Annotated in this window: 19 protein-coding genes; 9 read left to right on the top strand and 10 right to left on the bottom strand. The window is 72.4% G+C overall.

The features are described 5' to 3' along the window. Positions 1–13 precede the first annotated feature (13 nt). Positions 14–3013, top strand: coding sequence for a S8 family peptidase (locus ACK2IS_RS02530; RefSeq protein WP_409484588.1), 3000 nt, complete (start codon positions 14–16; stop codon positions 3011–3013). A 90-nt stretch (positions 3014–3103) separates the two neighbouring features. On the opposite strand, the gene ACK2IS_RS02535 is transcribed toward ACK2IS_RS02530, so the two are convergent. The 4 genes from ACK2IS_RS02535 to ACK2IS_RS02550 are packed head-to-tail and all read right to left on the bottom strand — an operon-like array spanning position 3104 to position 5631. Next, positions 3104–3829, bottom strand: coding sequence for an HAD family hydrolase (locus ACK2IS_RS02535; protein WP_409484589.1), 726 nt, complete (start codon positions 3827–3829; stop codon positions 3104–3106). Continuing rightward, entirely contained in the window at positions 3817–4266 is a 450-nt protein-coding gene (locus tag ACK2IS_RS02540; RefSeq protein ID WP_409484590.1) for a PTS glucose transporter subunit IIA, read from the bottom strand. The genes ACK2IS_RS02535 and ACK2IS_RS02540 overlap by 13 nt, the downstream gene beginning before the upstream one ends. Further along, the gene (locus ACK2IS_RS02545) at positions 4263–4493 is read right to left on the bottom strand and encodes a glucose PTS transporter subunit EIIB (protein WP_409484591.1); all 231 of its coding nucleotides are present in this window, start codon (positions 4491–4493) and stop codon (positions 4263–4265) included. Before ACK2IS_RS02545 ends, ACK2IS_RS02540 begins: the two co-directional genes overlap by 4 nt. Continuing rightward, positions 4486–5631, bottom strand: a complete 1146-nt coding sequence (locus ACK2IS_RS02550) for an SIS domain-containing protein (RefSeq protein WP_409484592.1) — start codon at positions 5629–5631, stop codon at positions 4486–4488. Before ACK2IS_RS02550 ends, ACK2IS_RS02545 begins: the two co-directional genes overlap by 8 nt. A gap of 164 nt (positions 5632–5795) precedes the next feature. On the opposite strand from ACK2IS_RS02550, the gene ACK2IS_RS02555 reads away from it, so the two are divergent. Genes ACK2IS_RS02555 through nagA form a run of 3 tightly spaced genes read left to right on the top strand, consistent with a single transcriptional unit; the run spans position 5796 to position 8996 of the window. Beyond that, positions 5796–6536 carry a GntR family transcriptional regulator gene (locus tag ACK2IS_RS02555; RefSeq protein WP_409484593.1) on the top strand — a complete coding sequence of 247 codons (741 nt, stop codon included), beginning with the start codon at positions 5796–5798 and terminating at the stop codon, positions 6534–6536. A 55-nt stretch (positions 6537–6591) separates the two neighbouring features. Then, positions 6592–7842 carry a PTS transporter subunit EIIC gene (locus tag ACK2IS_RS02560; RefSeq protein WP_409484594.1) on the top strand — a complete coding sequence of 417 codons (1251 nt, stop codon included), beginning with the start codon at positions 6592–6594 and terminating at the stop codon, positions 7840–7842. Further along, positions 7839–8996, top strand: a complete 1158-nt coding sequence (gene nagA, locus ACK2IS_RS02565; RefSeq protein ID WP_409484595.1) for an N-acetylglucosamine-6-phosphate deacetylase — start codon at positions 7839–7841, stop codon at positions 8994–8996. Before ACK2IS_RS02560 ends, nagA begins: the two co-directional genes overlap by 4 nt. Positions 8997–9069: 73 nt before the next feature. Here the strand turns inward: nagA and ACK2IS_RS02570 are convergent, their stop codons facing one another. Next, positions 9070–9393, bottom strand: a complete 324-nt coding sequence (locus ACK2IS_RS02570) for a hypothetical protein (RefSeq protein WP_409484596.1) — start codon at positions 9391–9393, stop codon at positions 9070–9072. A gap of 10 nt (positions 9394–9403) precedes the next feature. After that, positions 9404–11101: a sodium:solute symporter family protein gene (locus ACK2IS_RS02575; protein ID WP_409484597.1), complete on the bottom strand. Its 1698-nt coding sequence runs from the start codon at positions 11099–11101 to the stop codon at positions 9404–9406. Between the two features lie 120 nt (positions 11102–11221). Between ACK2IS_RS02575 and ACK2IS_RS02580 the strand changes: the two genes are divergently transcribed. Both ACK2IS_RS02580 and ACK2IS_RS02585 read left to right on the top strand, forming a co-directional pair. After that, positions 11222–12454, top strand: coding sequence for an MFS transporter (locus tag ACK2IS_RS02580; protein WP_409484598.1), 1233 nt, complete (start codon positions 11222–11224; stop codon positions 12452–12454). 55 nt (positions 12455–12509) lie between these two features. Continuing rightward, positions 12510–12884, top strand: coding sequence for a hypothetical protein (locus ACK2IS_RS02585; protein WP_409484599.1), 375 nt, complete (start codon positions 12510–12512; stop codon positions 12882–12884). Positions 12885–12895: 11 nt separating this feature from the next. Here ACK2IS_RS02585 and ACK2IS_RS02590 read toward each other — a convergent pair whose 3' ends face one another. Beyond that, the gene (locus ACK2IS_RS02590) at positions 12896–13381 is read right to left on the bottom strand and encodes a hypothetical protein (protein WP_409484600.1); all 486 of its coding nucleotides are present in this window, start codon (positions 13379–13381) and stop codon (positions 12896–12898) included. Between the two features lie 145 nt (positions 13382–13526). Here ACK2IS_RS02590 and ACK2IS_RS02595 point away from each other — a divergent pair, with 145 nt between their 5' ends. Next, complete coding sequence (locus ACK2IS_RS02595) at positions 13527–14312, top strand: SIR2 family NAD-dependent protein deacylase (protein WP_409484601.1); 786 nt, start codon at positions 13527–13529, stop codon at positions 14310–14312. 60 nt (positions 14313–14372) lie between these two features. Further along, on the top strand, positions 14373–14993 hold the full coding sequence (locus tag ACK2IS_RS02600) for a serine O-acetyltransferase (protein ID WP_409484602.1): 621 nt from the start codon (positions 14373–14375) through the stop codon (positions 14991–14993). 96 nt (positions 14994–15089) lie between these two features. Here ACK2IS_RS02600 and ACK2IS_RS02605 read toward each other — a convergent pair whose 3' ends face one another. From ACK2IS_RS02605 to ACK2IS_RS02615, 3 genes are all read right to left on the bottom strand, one after another. Next, the gene (locus tag ACK2IS_RS02605) at positions 15090–15713 is read right to left on the bottom strand and encodes a DNA-3-methyladenine glycosylase I (protein ID WP_409484603.1); all 624 of its coding nucleotides are present in this window, start codon (positions 15711–15713) and stop codon (positions 15090–15092) included. 9 nt (positions 15714–15722) lie between these two features. After that, complete coding sequence (locus ACK2IS_RS02610) at positions 15723–16226, bottom strand: methylated-DNA--[protein]-cysteine S-methyltransferase (RefSeq protein WP_409484604.1); 504 nt, start codon at positions 16224–16226, stop codon at positions 15723–15725. 113 nt (positions 16227–16339) lie between these two features. Beyond that, positions 16340–16999 (bottom strand): TetR/AcrR family transcriptional regulator, encoded by a 660-nt coding sequence (locus ACK2IS_RS02615; RefSeq protein WP_409484605.1) that lies wholly within the window; start codon positions 16997–16999, stop codon positions 16340–16342. 92 nt (positions 17000–17091) lie between these two features. Here ACK2IS_RS02615 and ACK2IS_RS02620 point away from each other — a divergent pair, with 92 nt between their 5' ends. Next, positions 17092–18369, top strand: coding sequence for an acetyl-CoA C-acetyltransferase (locus tag ACK2IS_RS02620; RefSeq protein WP_409484606.1), 1278 nt, complete (start codon positions 17092–17094; stop codon positions 18367–18369). Position 18370: the final 1 nt, after the last annotated feature.

Genomic DNA, 18370 nt, shown 5'->3' on the forward strand with positions numbered 1-18370 from the left:
TTTGGGAGGAATCGTGCACAAGCACTCTCCGACCGGTCGAGGACGATCGGTCATCATCTCCACCGCGGCGATGTCGCTGGTGCTGGCGCCCGTCGCGCTGGCCGGCGCCCCCGCGCAGGCCGCGGGCGAGGGCTCGACCGCGCTCTACATCGTCCAGGTCGCGGGCAACCCCCTGAGCACCTACACCGGTGGCGTCAAGGGCATCCCGGCCACCAAGCCCGCCAAGGGGGGCAAGGTCAAGGTCCGCTCCGCCAACGGCCAGGCCTACACCCGCCACCTGGTCTCCGAGCACAAGGACGCGCTCGCCGAGATCGGGGTCCCGGCCACCGCCAAGACCCGTGACTACACCACCACCTTCAACGGTATGGCGGTGCGCCTCACCCCGGCCCAGGCCGACAAGCTCGAGAAGTCCAAGTCCGTCGTGCGGGTCTGGAAGGACGAGCAGCGCCAGGCCGACACCAACACCACCCCGCAGTTCCTCGGCCTCGACGGCCCGAACGGCGTCTGGCGCAAGCAGTTCGGCGGCAACGCCAAGTCGGGCGCCGGCATGATCGTCGGCGTCATCGACTCCGGCATCTGGCCGGAGAACCCCTCCTTCGCGCCGCTGGCCAACCCGGTCGGCCAGGACCGCGTCGACGCCAACTGGAACGGCGTCTGCGACGGGGGCACCGGCCCGGACAAGGTCAGCTGCAACAACAAGCTCATCGGGGCCCGGGCCTACTACTCCGCGGCGACCGTGCCGGACTTCGAGTTCAAGAACCCGCGCGGCTACAACGCCCACGGCACCCACACCGCGGGCACGGCGGCCGGCAACTACGGCGTCGACGCCGTCGTCAACGGCCAGCCCGTCGGCAAGATCAGCGGTATGGCGCCCGCGGCGCGCATCGCGGTCTACAAGGCCCTGTGGACCAAGCCGGACAACAGCGGCGCCAGCGGTGCCACGGTCGACCTGGTCGCGGCCATCGACCAGGCCGTTGCCGACGGCGTCGACGTGATCAACTACTCGGTCTCCGGCTCGAGCACCTACTCGGTGACCCCGGACGAGATCGCGTTCTTCAACGCCGCCGATGCCGGCGTCTTCGTCTCCGCCTCGGCCGGCAACTCCGGCGACACGGTCGGAACCTCCTCGGTCGCCCACAACTCCCCCTGGGAGATGACCGTGGCCGCCAGCACCGCCCCGCACGCGGTCGCCAAGACCGTGACCCTCGGCAACGGCAAGGTCTACACCGGTGTCGGCACCGGCCCCAAGGTCGGCCCGGCCCCTGTCGTCAGCGCCGCCGGTGCGGCCCTGCCCGGCGCGGACGCCACCAAGGCCAGGCAGTGCTACTCCGACGCGGACAACGACCCGACCAACGGCGTCACCGCGGTCCTGGACGCCGCCAAGATCAAGGGCAAGATCCTGCTCTGCGAGCGCGGCGGCAACGCCCGCACCGACAAGGGTGACGCGGCCAAGAACGCCGGCGCGATCGGCATGATCCAGGTCAACACGACGGACGCCCAGTCGACCAACGCCGACTTCATGACCGTGCCGATGGCGCACCTGGACGCCAAGCAGGGCGCCGAGGTCAAGGCGTACGTCGCGAGCGACCCCAACCCGACCGCCACGCTGAGCGACCCCTTCCGGGACCCCAACGCCCGGCACCCGCAGATGGCGGGCTTCTCGTCGTACGGCCCGGCCCTCGCCGGTGGCGGCGACCTGCTGAAGCCCGACATCACCGCCCCCGGCGTGGACATCATCGCCGCGGTCTCGCCGAAGGAGTACAAGGGCAACAACTTCGGCTCGATGTCCGGCACGTCCATGTCGGCGCCGCACATCGCGGGTCTGGGCGCCCTGCTCAAGCAGCTGCACCCCGACTGGTCCCCGATGGCGGTCAAGTCCGCCATGATGACCACCGCGTCGGTGCTCGACGACCACAGCCAGCCGATCCAGCGCGGCTCGGAGAACGCCACCCCGCTCGACTTCGGCGCGGGTCACGTCACTCCTCCCAAGATGGTCACGCCCGGTCTGGTCTACGACTCGGCGGCCCCGGACTGGCTGAAGTATCTCTGCGGGATCAACCAGCTCGAGCTGATCTCCGACCCGGGCACCTGCGCCAAGGTCGGCACCATCGACCCGAGCGACCTGAACTACCCCAGCATCGCCATCGGCGACCTGGCCGGGACGCAGACGGTCACCCGCACGGTCCGCAACGTCGAGGACAAGACCTCGGTCTACAAGGTCCGTGTCCAGCAGCCCACCGGCGTGGCCGTGTCGGTCCAGCCGAACATGTTCACCATCAAGCCGGGCGAGAGCAAGACCTACAAGGTCACCTTCCGCCGCACCGCCGCGCAGTTCGACCAGTACGCCTTCGGCGCGCTGACCTGGACCGGCAACCGCGGTCAGGTCGTCCGCAGCCCCCTGGCGATCCGGTCCGTCGCGCTGTCCGCGACGCCGGGGGAGGTCAAGGGCACGACCACCTCCGGCTCGGCCAGCCTCCTGGTCAAGCCTGGGTTCTCGGGCACGCTGACCGCCAAGCCCGCGGGGGCCGTCCCGTCGCAGGTCAACGCCGGTGAGGTGGCGCAGGGCAAGTCCTTGAGCACCACGGTCCAGGTGCCCGAGGGCGCCAAGGCCGTCCGGTTCGCGACCTTCGACGCGGACTACCCGGCCGGCACCGACATCGACCTGACCGTCCTCAAGGACGGCAAGGAGGTCGGCACCAGCGGGGAGGCCACGGCCGAGGAGGCGGTCACGCTGCTCAAGCCGGCTGCGGGCTCCTACACCGTCGAGGCGAAGTACTTCGCCGGCCCGGCGGCCAGCCTGTCCCTGAAGCAGCACTCCTTCGTGCTCACCGACAAGGCGGAGGGCAACCTCACCGCCACGCCGGCGAGCCAGGCCGTGACCAGCGGCAAGCCCGCGACCGTCAAGGTGGACTGGAAGGGCCTGACGGCCGGCCAGCACTACCTGGGCGCCGTGGCGCTGGGCAACGCCGGTGCCCCGGTCAAGGACGTGCTCGTCACGCTCGACCCGAAGTGATCTTTGGCTGAGGCCGACTCACGACGACGGACGGCCCGTCACCCCGGTGGGGTGGCGGGCCGTCCGTGGTACGGCCGGGACACGCCGGGGTCACCGGTCGGGGAGCACCTCGTGGGCGCCCGCCTCACGGAGCAGCCCGGGGGTGTGGGTGCTCGGCACGGCCACCACCCGCCCGACCCCGGCGGCGACGGCGGCCCTCACGCCGGCGGGCGCGTCCTCGACCGCGACGCAGCGGGCGGGAGCGACACCGAGGCGGTGAGCAGCGAGCTGGTAGCAGTCGGGCGAGGGCTTGCCGCGCTCGACGTCGTCGCGGGTGACCACCGCGGCGAACCGGTCGAGGCCGCCCAGGGCGGCCAGCGCGGGCTCGGCCCACGCGCGCCCGGCCGAGGTGACGAGGGCGAAGGGGATGCCCAGCCGGTCGGCCTGGTCGAGCAGGTCGACCGCGCCGGTGAGCGGCTCAGGGGTGAGGTCGGTGGGCACGGCGGCGACGAGCTCCTGGTAGAGCGCCTGCGGGTCCAGTCCGTCCCACGGGCCCGGGATCGTGCGGAAGACGTCGTCGGCACGTCGGCCGGTGAAGACCGCCAGGTCCTCGTCGGTGCAGGGCCACCCCCGGCGGGTGAAGGCACGACGGTAGCCCTCACGGTGGATCGGCTCGGAGTCCACGAGGGTGCCGTCGAGGTCGAGCAGGAGTGCGTCGGCCGGGTGACCGGCCACCTCCGGTCGCAGCCCGGTCAGACCGGCCGGCGCAGGTGGCCGGCCGATCGGCCCGGGTCGGGGGTAGTCCTCCGGCGAGGTATGCCCGGTCAGGTCGACCACGTGAGCAGGGTCTGCCCGACCGAGACGGCGTCGCCGGCCCGATCGGCGGGCACCGCTCCGGCCGGCTGGTCCAGGACACACACCATCACCATCGCCGAGCGGCCGCCCGCGGCGACCTCGGCCGGGTCCCAGCGGACGAGCTCCTGCCCGGCGACGACCTCGGCGCCCTCGTCCGCGAGCAGCTCGAACCCGGCGCCGGCCAGCTGGACGGTGTCGATGCCGAGGTGGACCAGGACCGCGAGACCGTCGCCGGCGATGGCGTAGGCGTGCGGGTGCAGCTTGGCGATGCGGCCGGCGATCGGGGCGATCGCGGTCTGGACCTGCAGGGTCGGGTCGACGGCCAGGCCAGGGCCGACCATCTCGGCCGCGAACACGGGGTCCGGGACCTCGGCGAGGGGCCGGACGGTCCCGGACGCCGGGGAGAGCACCTCGGTCACAGGAGGTCCTCGATGTCGTCGCAGATGTTGTCGGCCTCGGGTCCGACGACGACCTGCACGACCGTGCCGGCGACGATGACCCCGTGGGCCCCGGCAGCCTTGAGGGCGGCCTGGTCGACGGCGGAGGGGTCCTCGACCTGGGTGCGCAGCCGGGTGATGCACGCCTCGATCTCGACGATGTTGGCCGACCCGCCGAGCCCGGCGATGATCTTCTGTGCCTTATTCACTTTCGACAATCCTTCGGGTCGGTGCCGTCCCCTGAGCTGGGACCGGCGCGTCGTTGGCTGACTGGGCTCCATGGGCATCAGTCTGGGTGATCTTGGCCAGACCACGTGGGCTATCCGGGTCAAGATCGAGTCGGGCGGCCAGCCGCTCGACCATGAGCTGGGCCGGCACGATGGTCCCGACGGGGGCCAGCGCCTCGGGCAGGGGAGGCGCCGGGACGTGGACGTGGACGGTGCGGGCGAGCTGCTCGTCGCCGCCGATGGCGACCACGGCGGCGCCTCGCTCGGCCAGGTCCGTGGCGAGCTCGTGGATCGCGGAGACCATCGGGCCGTCGGCCGCGGCGACGAGCACGGCGACGGTGCCGGGGCGGACGACCGCGATCGGGCCGTGCCGCAGGTCGGCGTACGAGTATCCGCGGACCGCCCGCAGGCAGGTCTCCTCGATCTTGAGGGCGGTCTCCAGGGCGGTGCCCAGCATCATGCCGCGGCCGGTGACCACGGTGGCGCCGGTCGCCCCGGCGAGGGTGCAGGCCGCCTCGTCGATCTCCGCGGTCCGGCCCAGGGCGTCGCGCACCAGGTCGGGCACGCGGCGCAGGTCGGCGTCCAGGGAGGGAGCTCGTGCGGACAGGGCCGTTCCCAGGACCGCCATGGCGACGGTCTGGGTCAGGTAGGTCTTGGTGGCCGGGACGGCCACCTCGGGGCCGGCCTGGGTGACCAGGGCGAGGTCGGCGGCCGCGGCGAGGGGAGAGTCCGCGACGTTGGTCACGGCGATCGTCGCCGCCCCGCAGGCACGCACGCGCTCCTGGACGTCGACGAGCTCGCTGGTCGCGCCGGACTGGGAGACCGAGACCACGAGGGTGTCGGACAGGTCCGGGCGGGCGTCGTAGTGCGTGAAGACGCTGGGCGCGAGCATCGCGGCGGGCAGCCCGGCACGGGTCTCGAGCAGGTAGCGACCGTACATCGCGGCGTTGTCGCTGGACCCGCGGGCGGAGAACAGCACGTGTCGTCGACCCCGGGCCATCCCGGCGATCTGGTCCTGGAGCGGCAGGAGCCGCTCCAGGGTCCGGGCCGTGGCCTCCGGGCCCTCGTGGATCTCCCGGAGCATGGTGCTCCGGCCCGTCCAGATCAGCTCCGACGTCATGGCTCTCCTCGCGTGCGCATGGACGGGTCACGAGTCCACAACGTCCCCCAGGACTCGTTGACAGACCATCCCTCAGCAGCGGATCATACATGTCCGTACTGGTACGGACCACCAGTACTGACCAGCACAAATGAGCCTAGCCCGAACGGATGAGGGGGTTGCCCATGGCGACGAGGCGTGTCGCACCGCGGTTGAGCGAAGGGCCCGTCCCCAAGCACGCCCAGCTGCGCGACGCCCTCGCCCGAGCCGCCCGTTCCGCGGATCCCGGCAGCGCCATCGCCTCCGAGCGTGAGCTCATGCAGGCGTATGCCGTCAGCCGCGCCACCGTGCGCCGCGCCATCGAGGCCCTCATCGCCGACGGCGTGCTGCACCGCATCCAGGGGAAGGGCACCTTCGTCGCCCACCCCCGCGTGCAGTCCCATCTGCACCTCGCGTCCTTCACCAACGACATGCGGCGCCGCGGCCTGACCCCCACCACGCGGGTCCTCTGCGTCGAGAGCCGGGTGTGCCCGGTCGAGGTCGCCGACGACCTGGGGCTTGCCGAGGGGGATGCCGCGTGGTTCGTCGAGCGGGTGCGGCTGGCCGACGGCCGACCCATGGCCTTCGAACGGGCGTGGTACCCCCTCGACCTGCTGCCCGGCCTGGACGAGCACGACCTGGCCTCGTCGCTCTACGACCTCGTGGCCCGGACCTACGGCCTGGTCGTGGACACCGCCGAGCAGACCGCCTGGGCCGACCACGCGGGCGCCGTGGCGGCCCACCTGGATCTTCCGGCGACCGCGCCGGTCATGGTGTTCGACCGTCTGTCGCGTGTCGGCGGACGTCCCCTGGAGCGGGTGCGCAGCTGGTACCGCGGCGACCGCTACCAGATCCACATGTCCCTCGACCGCAGCATGATCCCCTGACCGCACCACCGTGTCGGCATCCGGGCCGGCACGCCACGGAAGGACGACACCCCACATGAGCACCAGCACCGCGGCAACGCCGCCACGGGAGCGCAAGGGCCTGGCCGCGCTCCAGAAGTTCGGTCGCAGCCTGATGCTGCCCATCGCCGCCCTCCCGGCAGCCGGCCTGCTCCTGCGGCTCGGCCAGGACGACATGCTCGGCAAGACCGGCCTGGGCTGGACCAAGGTCGCGCCCGTCGTCGCCGCTGCCGGTGGCGCGCTGTTCGACCACCTGCCGCTGCTCTTCGCCGTCGGCGTCGCGATCGGCTGGGCCAAGAAGGCCGACGGCTCCACCGCCCTCGCCGCCGTGGTGGGCTACCTCGTCTTCAAGGGCGTCGGCGACGCCATGTCCCTCATCGTGCTTGCCCAGCCCACCGACCCGACCGCCAAGCCGGCGCTGATCAACTACGGCGTCCTGGGCGGCATCCTCATGGGTCTGATCTCCGGGGCCCTGTGGCAGAAGTTCTACCGCGTCTCGCTCCCGCCCTACCTCGCGTTCTTCGGCGGCCGCAGGTTCGTGCCGATGCTCGCCGCCCTGGCCGGCATCGTCCTCGCGGTGCTCACCGCCTTCGTCTACCCGACCTTCGACGCGGGGCTGACCGCCGTCGGCCGGTGGGTCGCCAGCAACGCCGTCCTCGGCGGCTTCGTCTACGGCACGCTCAACCGTCTGCTGATTCCGCTCGGCCTGCACCACATCCTCAACTCCGTGCCGTGGTTCATCCTCGGGGACTACACCAACGCGGCCGGCAAGGTCGTCCACGGCGACATCCCGCGCTTCCTCGCGGGCGACAAGTCGGCCGGCGCCTTCCAGACCGGGTTCTTCCCGATCATGATGTGCGCGCTGCCCGCCGCCGCCATGGCGATCTGGCACGAGGCCAAGCCGGCCGCCCGCAAGGTCACCGGTGGCGCCATGATCTCGGTCGCCCTCACCGCCTTCCTCACCGGCATCACCGAGCCCCTCGAGTTCGCGTTCATGTTCGTCGCCTGGCCGCTCTACGTCGTGCACGCGGTCCTCACCGGCACCTCGCTGGCCATCTGCAACGCGCTCGGCATCAAGGACGGCTTCAGCTTCTCCGCGGGCTTCATCGACTGGTTCATCAACCGTGGCATCGCGACCCAGCCCTACCTGCTGCTGCTGATCGGGCTGGTGTATGCCGCGATCTACTACGTACTGTTCCGCTTCGTCATCCGCCGCTGGAACCTCAGGACCCCCGGCCGAGAGGACGAGGGCGAGTCCAGCATGGTCCTCGACGACGACCGCCGATGATCGTCTCCGCCTCCCGCCTCCTCGGGCCCGCCGGTCTCGGCGGGCCCGGGTGGGTCCGGGTGTCCGGCGACCGCGTCGTCGAGGTGGCCCAGGCCGCCTCCGCAGGCCCGGCCGTCGAGGCTGCCCGGGCCGGCACGGCCGCCGGGGAGGAGCACGTCGACCTCGGGGACGTGCTGCTCGCCCCGGGGTTCGTCGACAGCCACTCGCACGGCGGCGGGGGAGCGGCGTTCACCGACGGCACCGCCGAGGCCGCCCGCACCGCCCTGGCCACCCACCGGGCCCACGGCACCACGACGATGGTGGCCAGCCTGGTGACCGACACCGTCGCGCGGCTCGGCGAGCTGCTGGACGTGCTCGCGCCGTTGGTGGCGTCCGGTGAGCTGGCCGGCGTCCACCTGGAGGGTCCCTGGCTGAGCCCCTGCCACCAGGGCGCCCACGACCCGGCCCTGCTGCGGGCGCCCACGCGGGCGGACCTGGCGGCGCTGCTGACCCGGCATACGGACGTGGTGCAGATGGTCACCCTGGCCCCCGAGCTGGAGGGAGGGCTCGAGGCCGTCGAGACCTGCGTGGAGCACGGCGTGATCGCCGCCATCGGGCACTCCGACGCCACCGACGAGGTGGCACGCGCCGCGATCGGGCGGGGCGCCACCGTCGCCACCCACCTGTACAACGCGATGCGGCCGCTGCACCACCGCGAGCCCGGCATCATCGGGGCCTGCCTGACGTCCGACGCCGTCGCGGTGGAGCTGATCTGCGACGGCGTGCACGTCCACCCCACCGTGGTCGACCTGGTGGCGCGAACCTGCCCGGAGCGGCTCGTGCTGGTCACCGACGCGATGGCGGCAGCGGGGGCACCGGACGGGCACTACCTGCTCGGGCCGCTGGACGTGGCTGTCGTCGACGGGGTCGCCCGCCTGCGCGAGGGCGGCGCCATCGCCGGCAGCACCCTGACGCTGGACCGGGCGGTGCGCTACGCCGTGACCGAGGCGGGGGTCCCCCTGGAGACGGCGCTGCTCGCGGCCACGGCCCACCCGGCCCGGGTCCACGGCCTCGACGACCGGGGGGTGCTCGTGCCGGGCGCACGCGCCGACCTGGCGGTGCTCGACGCCGACCTGTGCGTCACCCGGGTCATGCAGGGCGGCACCTGGGTCTGAGGACCTGCAGCCCGGACGCCACGGAGCCTCGCACCCCAGGACGGGGTGCGAGGCTCCGTGACGTGCGAGGAGATCAGTGGACGCCGTGGCCCGTGCCCTCCCCGGTCTGCTCGACGGCGTCGGGGACGATCATCGGACGGGCCTTGGCCCAGCCGAGGAAGACCGCCGAGACGACGAGCAGCGCCAGACCCACCCAGAGGTTGGCGTTGATGCCACCGGTCTTGGCGAGCTCCTTGTCGCCGAACAGGCCCAGGAGCGTGAGGATCACGCCGTAGAGCCCGAGCAGGGTGCCGATGAAGCTGCGGATGTCGAAGGCGCCGGCCTTGCGGGGGCCGCGGCCGGCGCGGCCCCGGCGACGCCCGTCGTGCCCGTCGCGGGCGGAGGTGCTGGTGCTCATGTCTGCCTCCTCAGGCGAAGATCGTGTTGAGGGCGATGACGAGCACCAGGGCGATCGCCGCCAGCGGGACCGGCTTGGCGAGCAGCGGCAGGTGGACCGCCTCCGCGTCGGTGAGGTGCTCCTTGGGCGTCTCGGAGTAGACCAGCCCGACCAGCTGCTCGCGCGGCTTGGGCCGGGTCGCCAGCGACACCAGGACGCTCAGGACGATGTCGACGACGAAGGCCGTGGACGCGCACAGGAAGGCGAGCCCCTGGCCCTTGAGCGTGAACGCCCCGCCGAAGGTCGAGGCGGACCACAGCCCGATCGCGGACAGCGTGCCCGCCACCAGGCCCACCCAGCCGGCCGTCGGGGTCATCCGGCGCCAGAACATGCCGAGGATGAAGGTCGCGAACAGCGGGGCGTTGAAGAAACCGAACAACGTCTGCAGATAGTCCATGACGTTGCCGAAACCACCGGCGATCAGCGCGGTGAAGATCGCGACGACCGTGGCGATCACGGTGGCGATGCGGCCCATGCGCAGGTAGTACGCGTCGTCGCGGTCCTTGACGACGTAGGTCTGCCACAGGTCGTAGGAGAAGACGGTGTTGAAGGCGGAGATGTTGGCCGCCATACCGGCCATGAAGGCCGCCAGCAGGCCGGTGATCGCCAGCCCGAGCAGACCATTGGGCAGGACGTCGCGCATCAGCAGCAGCATCGAGTCGTTGTAGGTGAACTCGCCGGTGCCCACGGCCTTGACGGCCGCGATCTCCTTGACCAGCACCGCGGCGATCATGCCGGGGATGATCACGATGAAGGGGATGAACATCTTGGGGAAGGCCCCGATGATCGGCGTCTTGCGGGCCGCGGTGATCGAGTTGGAGGCCATGGCGCGCTGGACCTCGACGAAGTTCGTCGTCCAGTAGCCGAAGGACAGCACGAAGCCGAGGCCGAAGACGATGCCGAGGGCCGACAGGACGGGGTTGTCGAAGCCGGACAGCGCCTGACCGGGCCAGCTGGACAGCTGCTCGGCGCCACCGGGACCGTGGGTCACCTTGTCCACCAGGCCGGACCAGCCGCCGACCCGGTGCAGGCCGATGAGGGTCAGCGGCAGCAGGGCCGCGACGATGACGAAGAACTGCAGGACCTCGTTGTAGATCGCCGCGGACAGGCCGCCGAAGGTGATGTAGGACAGCACGATCGCCGCGGCCACCACCAGGGAGACCCACTGGGGCCAGCCGAGGAGGGCCTCGACGATCTTGGCGAGCAGCAGCAGGTTGACGCCGGCGATGAGCAGCTGGGCGGCGGCGAAGGAGATCGCGTTGACCAGGTGGGCGCCCGGCCCGAACCGGCGGAGCATGAACTCCGGCACCGAGCGGACCTTGGAGCCGTAGTAGAAGGGCATCATCACGACGCCGAGGAAGAGCATCGCGGGGACGGCGCCGATCCAGAAGTAGTGGAAGGTCGGCATACCCATCTGGGCGCCGGTGGCGCTCATGCCCATGATCTCGACGGCACCGAGGTTCGCCGAGATGAAGGCCAGACCGGTGACCCACGCGGGCAGGGACCGGCCGGAGAGCAGGAAGTCGATCGAGCTCGACACCTGGCGACGCGCAGCGAAGCCGATGCCCAGGACGAAGGTGAAGTAGAGCGCGATGAGCAGGTAGTCGACCCAGGTGGCCGTGATCAGGGTCTCCTTGCCCACCAGCGCCGCGGGAACGAGTGCAGCCATGGCTGTCCCTACGTCGTCGGAGAGTCGGACCCGTGGACCTTAGACGGTCCGACCACCGGTCCGGACGAGGACCCCCGGTGAGGGCGGTCGTCGTGGCCGAACCGTCATACTTGCCTGGTCATGCCATCGACCCCCGCCGCCGTGCCCACCCTGCCCACCGCCCCCGACGCGGACCACATCCCTCGCGAGATCTGGGTCCTGGTCGCCGCCGCCCTGTTCATCGCGCTCGGCTTCGGGCTGATCGCGCCGGTCCTGCCGGCCTACGCCCGCTCCTTCGACGTCAGCGTCACCGCCGCCTCGGTCGTGGTCAGCTCGTTCGCGCTCATGCGGCTCCTGTGGGCGCCCGTGGGCGGCCGGCTCATCGGCAGCTGGGGCGAGCGGCCCGTCTACCTCGCCGGGCTGCTCATCGTCGCCCTGTCCACCGGGGCCTGCGCCTTCGCCCAGTCCTACTGGCAGCTGCTGGTCTTCCGGGCGCTGGGGGGCATCGGCTCGACGATGTTCACGGTATCGGCGGCGGGTCTGATCGTGCGGCTGGCGCCCCCGTCGATGCGCGGCCGGGCCTCGTCGGCCTACGCCTCGGCCTTCCTCGTCGGCAACATCCTCGGACCGGTCGTCGGGGGACTGCTCGCCGGGCTCGGCTATCGGACGCCCTTCATGATCTATGCCGTCGCCCTGCTGATCGCGTCCCTGGTCGTCGCGGTCTTCCTCAAGGACGCGGCGCTGCGGCCGGCGCCCGGGTCGACGCCCCTGCCCCCGATGACCCTCGGCGAGGCGGCCGGGCACCCGACCTATCGCGCGATCCTCGCCGCCGGCTTTGCGAACGGGTGGGCGAACTTCGGGGTCCGGGTGGCGCTCCTGCCGCTGCTCGCCGTCACCGTGCTGGGTGTCTCCCCGGGCATCGCCGGTATGGCGCTCGCGGCCTTCGCCGTCGGCAACGCCCTGGCGCTCACCGTGGCGGGGCGGCTGACGGACCTCCGCGGCCGCCGCCCCCTCGTGATCGCGGGGCTGGCCGTGAACGGCGCGTTCACGCTGGTCCTGGGGCTCACGCCCGCGTTGTGGCTGCTCTTTGCCGCGTCGGTGATCGCGGGCATGGGCGCGGGGATGTTCAACCCCGCCCAGCAGGCGGCCGTCGCCGACGTCGTGGGCACCGAGCGGTCCGCGGGGCAGGCGGTGGCGGCCTTCCAGATGGTGCAGGACGCGGGGACCATCGTGGGGCCGGTCCTCGCGGGTGTGATCGTCGACCACGCGGGCTACCCGTGGGCCTTCGGGCTGTCCGGGCTGATCACGCTGCTGGCCATCCTGCCGTGGCTGCGCGCCCCCGAGACGGCGCCGCCGGTGCGGACGGCCGGCTGAGCCCGGGATCCCGCCTCGCGGCGCCGCGATCGGCACGTGGTGCCATGATGGCGGGGTGCCACCGCCCGTCCCGCCTGCCGTGCTCGCGGAGCGGGCGCGTCCGCTCCCGGCCCCGCCCGCCGTGGTGTGGCGGTCGTTGACGCACCTGCAGGATCCGCGGACCCGTCCGTGGCTGGTGCTGCTTCCCGACGAGGTGCGGCCTCAGGTCGTGGAGGCCGTCGAGGCGTCATACGTCTGCTGGTCCTCGCTGTGGCCCTCGCGACCTGACGACGTCGTCCACCTCGAGCTGACCGCACGGGCTGGAGGCACGCTGCTGCGCTTCCGCCTCGAGGCGTCGGGCGCGCTGCCTGACGCGAGCAGGACCGGCCACCTGAGGCGGCGGCTCAACCAGCTCCTGTTCGCGGACCTCCGGTTCTCGTACGGACAGTGACGGCCGCGCGGTCAGCACGGCCGCGGGTCTGGACGCTCGTCGGTGACGGTCTTGAGGTAGAGCCCGTGCTGGTGCACCAGGGCTGCCAGCAGCTCGTCGAACTCCGGCGAGCTCCCGAAGATCTCGTTGCGGAAACCACCCGTGAGCCGCAGGAGGCAGTCGATGTCAGGGAAGAAGAAGGACATGCTCGCGCGCTCGTTGACGATGATGTCGCGCACGTAGGCCGCCACCTGCTCCGGGGGGAAGTCACGCACGTCGCGATCCCGCTCCAGCCCGGGATGATCCTGGTAGATCTGGCCGAGATCGTCCTCGACGTAGACGACGCAGTCGGGATAGCGGTACATCAGGACGAGGAGCAGCAGGACCATCTTGTCGGCGTGCGCCGGCCGGTAGTGCACCTCCATGTCGTCCTCGAGGCGCGAGAACGAGGTGCCGACGGGGACATAGGGGATGAAGTCGATGATGCGGCACTGCGGCGCGTCCGCCAGACGCTCCATCCGCTCCCAATCCTCTGCGACCGTGGCGACGTGGGGGAAGGACACGGACGAGTGTGGCACCGACGTGACGATGGCGCCAGACAAACGGTCTCGGGCCTGCTTGCACGCAGGTCCGGGCCCGCCCGTGCGGTGGGACGATGGCTGGGTGACCGAGATCCCTGTCCCGCCGGCCGTCCTGGACCTCGCCCGCGCTGCCCGCCGCGTCGTCGTGCTGACCGGCGCGGGGATGAGCGCGGAGTCGGGGGTGCCGACCTTCCGCGACGCGCAGTCCGGACTGTGGGAGCGCTTCGACCCTGCCGAGCTGGCCACGCCGGACGCCTGGGCGCGCGATGCCGAGCTCGTGTGGGCGTGGTATGCCTGGCGAGCCGCCCTGGTGCGGGCCGTCAAGCCCAACGCCGGGCACCGGGCCCTCGCCCGCTGGGCCGACGGGTCGGGCACGGCGGTCGAGATCGTCACCCAGAACGTCGACGACCTGCACGAGCGGGCGGGCAGCGGGGTGCTGGCGCACGTCCACGGCAGCCTCTTCGCGCCCCGGTGCGAGTCGTGCTCGCGGCCGGGGGATCTCGGTGACCTGCCCGTGGAGCCCGTGGCGCGCCTGGCGCCCCCTCGGTGCCGCTCGTGCGGTGGGCGGGTGCGGCCGGGCGTGGTGTGGTTCGGCGAGATGCTGCCCGAGGGGCCGCTGCGTCGGGCCGAGGAGGCCTGTCGTGCAGCCGATCTCGTGCTGGTGGTGGGCACGAGCGGGCTGGTCTGGCCGGCGGCGGGCCTGCCGCTGCTGGCACGGGACGCGGGGGTGCCGACGGTGGAGATCAACCCCGCGGTCACGGACCTGAGCGGCCAGGTGGAGCAGGTATGGCGCGCCACCGCGGCCGAGGCGCTCCCGGCCCTGGTCGACGCGGTGCTGGGTGCGCAGCCGGGTGCGGCGGAGCGGTGATCGCGTCATACCGGCTGGCTGGGTCTGGCCGTGGACGCGACCTGCTGGTTAGCGTGAGGCATGCCCGCCCCCAGCGATGACCGCGACCGTGACGTCCGCCCCTCTGCCGAGGCACGCGTGTCCGCGCGTCGAGGGTGGGTGGAGCTGCTGGCGCGCCGGCTGTCGATCGTGGACCAGCTGCGCGAGGACCGGCAGTGCAACGAGGGGCTCATGGCGCCGGGCTTCCAGGCCGTGGCGGCGCACCGGCTCAGCAGGTGGGCCCGGGACGAGGCAGCGGCGCCGGGGTGGGTGCGTCGGCCGGTCGGCGGGGCGGCTGCGGTGGGGCAGTGGGTGGCGCGCGCGGTCTACGGCATCGAGATCCCCGGCTCGGTCGAGCTGGGGCGGCGGGTGACCTTCGCCCACCAGGGCGGCATCGTGCTGCACCACGCGACGGTCGTCGAGGACGGGGTGGTGTTGCGGCAGGGCGTCACCATCGGGCTGCGCGGCGACGAGCCGCAGGACGCCCAGGTGGCCCCGCGGATCGGGGCGGGCGCCTCGCTCGGGGCGGGAGCCGTGATCGTCGGACCCATCGTCGTCGGGGAGGGCGCCCAGGTGGGGGCCAACGCGGTGGTGACCCGGGACGTGCCGGACGGCGGACGAGCCTACGCGCCGCGCACCGTGATCGAGGGCCCGCGCGCCTGACCTGGCCGGGCGCCTGACCTGGCCGAGGGCCGGTCTCGAGGTGACGCGAGGGGCGCTCGGTGGCGCGAGGGGCGCTCGGTGGCGCCAGGTGGCGCGCTAGGACCACACGCCGGAGGAGCCGCGGCGGTGGCTGCCCACGAGGTGGGTGTCGACGACGCCGACGGCCTCCATCAGGGCGTACGTCGTCGTGGGGCCCACGAAGGCAAAGCCCCTGCGCTTCAGCGCCGTCGCGAGCGCAGCGGACTCCGGTGAGGTGGTGGGGACCTCCGCGTGGGAGCGCGGGGCCGGCGTGGCGTCCGGGCGGTGCGACCAGATCAGCTCGGCCAGGCCACCCTCCGCGCGCAGCGCCACCGTGGCCCGGGCGTTGGTGACGGTGGCCTCGATCTTGCGGCGGTTGCGGACGATCCCGGCGTCGCCGAGCAGCCGTTCGACGTCGGACTCGCCATACGCCGCCACGAGATCGGGGTCGAAGCCGGCGAACGCGGCCCGGAAGGCCGGACGCTTGCGCAGGATCGTGGCCCAGGACAGCCCGGACTGGAAGGCCTCCAGCGAGAGCCGCTCGAACAGGCCCCGCTCGTCGCGGACCGGCATCCCCCACTCGGTGTCGTAGTAGTCGCGCAGCAACGGGTCCCGCGCGGCCCACGGCGGGCGGGCGAGCCCGTCGTCGCCGACCACGAGATCGCCGGCGGGGCGCGTCGTCCGGTCGCCGTGGTCCGTCATCTCGCCCCCTCAGAAGAGTCGGCCCGCGTCACCCGCGGCCGGCTCCTCGTGGGCGAGCAGCCATCGCTTGCGCGCCAGGCCGCCGGCATAGCCCGTGAGGGAGCCGTCGGCGCCGACGACCCGGTGGCAGGGCACGACGATCGACAGGGGATTGGCGCCGTTGGCGTGGCCCACGGCCTGGGCGGCTCCGGGCTGTCCGAGCTGCGCCGCGAGCGCGCCGTAGGAGCGGGTCTGCCCGTAGGGGATCGCGCGGAGCGCGCGCCATACGCGCTGCTGGAAGGCGTCGCCGGGAGGGGCAAGAGGCAGGTCGAAGTCTTGCCGCCGGCCGGCGAAGTACTCCCCGAGCTGGGTGCGGGCGCGGGCGAGGAGGGGGTCCTCGTCGCGGCGCGGCCCGTGCTCCGCGACGACCGGCGTCCGGCCGTGGTCCGCGAAGTAGATCGCGATCAGGGCGTCGCCGTCGGCGATCACGGTCAGGGGGCCGACGGGGGAGTCGACCACGGTGTGCCGGCGCATCGGGCTCCTCGGGCTGGGGCTGGGCCTACACCGTAGACGCTTCGGCCCGCCCAGCGGCGAGACCTACCGGCGGTAGTCGGATCCGCCTGCTCGACGAAGCCCGGCGGATCCGACTACCGCCGGTAGGAGGCTCCGTGCCAGGCGAAGGACACCAGGCGGGCGGTGAGCTCGGTCCGAGACGGACGTATGCCGGGCTCGGTGGCCAGCCACGCGTCGGCGCTCGCCTGCACCGCCCCCACCAGCGCGATCGCCCAGGTGCGTGCCACCTCCGGGTCCGGGGCGGAGCCCGCGAGCGCCCCCGTCACGAGATCGGCCACCTGCGTGGAGATCCCGCGGACCGGGTCCTCGTCCAGCGAGCCCTCGACGAGCGGGTGCCGCACCACGAAGCGGTAGAGCTCGGGGTCCCGCTCCACCAGGGACAGGTAGGCATCGACCACGGAGCGCAGCACCTCCTGCGGCGCCTCGTCCCCGCTCAGCGACTCCTCGACGCGGCGCACGATCCGCGAGGCCACCCGCTCGGCGACGGCGCGGTAGAGCCCCGCGCGGTCCTCGAAGTGGCGGTAGAGCACCGTCTTGGACGTGCCGGCCTGGGCGGCGACGTCGTCCAGCCCCACGCCCGCACCGTGCCTGCGGATCGCGCGGATCGTGTCGTCCACCAGGGTGATCCGGCGCTCGCGGCGGTGCGTCTCCCAGCGGGCGGAGCGGCCGTCGACCGGCGGCGCTGCCCGCGGCGCGTCCCCCGGCTCGGCGGGGGGTGGGGTGGCACTCGTCATACCGGAGAAAATATCAGGTCCAACCAGTATCGGATACCGAAGGTGTCGGTTAGATTGGTCGCAGCGTCACGATCCATCAACGAGGAGCATCCATGACGACCACGCGTCGCGTCGCCATCCTCGGCGGCAACCGCATCCCCTTCGTCCGGTCCAACGGCAAGTACGCCAGGGCGTCCAACCAGGACATGCTGACCGCGGCCCTCGGCGGCCTCGTGGCCCGCTGCGGCCTGGCCGGCGAGCGCATCGGTGAGGTCGCCGCCGGCGCCGTCATCAAGCACTCCCGCGACTTCAACCTGGTGCGCGAGTCGGTTCTCGGCTCCCACCTGTCCCCGCAGACCCCGGCGTACGACCTGCAGCAGGCCTGCGGGACCGGCCTGGAGGCCTGCATCCTGGTCGCCAACAAGATCGCCCTCGGGCAGATCGAGTCGGGCATCGCCGGTGGCGTCGACACCACCTCCGACGCCCCGATCGTGGTGACCGAGGGCCTGCGCAAGACCCTCCTCGCGGCCACCCGCGCCAAGACCTCGATCGACCGCGCCAAGGCGCTGACCGCCCTGCGCCCGCAGCACCTGCAGCCGGTCCCGCCGTCGACGAGCGAGCCGCGCACCGGCCTGGGCATGGGCGACCACATGGCGATCACCGCCAAGCGCTGGGGCATCACCCGGGAGGCGCAGGACGAGCTGGCCGCCAGGAGCCACCAGAACCTCGCCGCCGCCTACGACCGCGGCTTCTTCGACGACCTGATGACGCCTTACCTCGGGGTCACCAAGGACGACAACCTGCGCCCCGACTCCTCCGTGGCGAAGCTCGCCAGGCTCAAGCCGGTCTTCGGCAAGGGCGAGGACGCCACCATGACCGCCGGCAACTCGACGCCGCTGACCGACGGCGCGTCCGTCGTCCTTCTCGGCTCCGAGGACTGGGCCCGCGAGCACCACCTGGAGCCGCTGGCCTGGTTCGTCGACGGCGAGACCGCGGCCGTCGACTACGTGCACGGCGACGAGGGTCTGCTGATGGCCCCGGTGTATGCCGTCCCGCGGCTCCTGGCCCGCAACGGCCTCACCCTGCAGGACTTCGACTTCTACGAGATCCACGAGGCCTTCGCCGCCACGGTGCTCGCCACCCTCAAGGCCTGGGAGGACGAGGACTTCTGTCGCGAGCAGCTCGGCCTGGACGCGCCGCTCGGCTCGATCGACCGCAGCAGGCTCAACGTCAACGGCTCCTCGCTGGCGGCGGGTCACCCCTTCGCCGCGACCGGCGGGCGCATCGTCGCCAGCCTCGCCAAGATGCTGCACGAGCGCGGCTCCGGTCGCGGCCTGATCTCCATCTGCGCCGCGGGCGGCCAGGGCGTCGTCGCGATCGTGGAGGCCTGAG

The sequence above is a fragment of the Arsenicicoccus dermatophilus genome (genome assembly GCF_046267915.1).
In the GTDB taxonomy this organism is placed as follows: domain Bacteria; phylum Actinomycetota; class Actinomycetes; order Actinomycetales; family Dermatophilaceae; genus Arsenicicoccus; species Arsenicicoccus dermatophilus_A.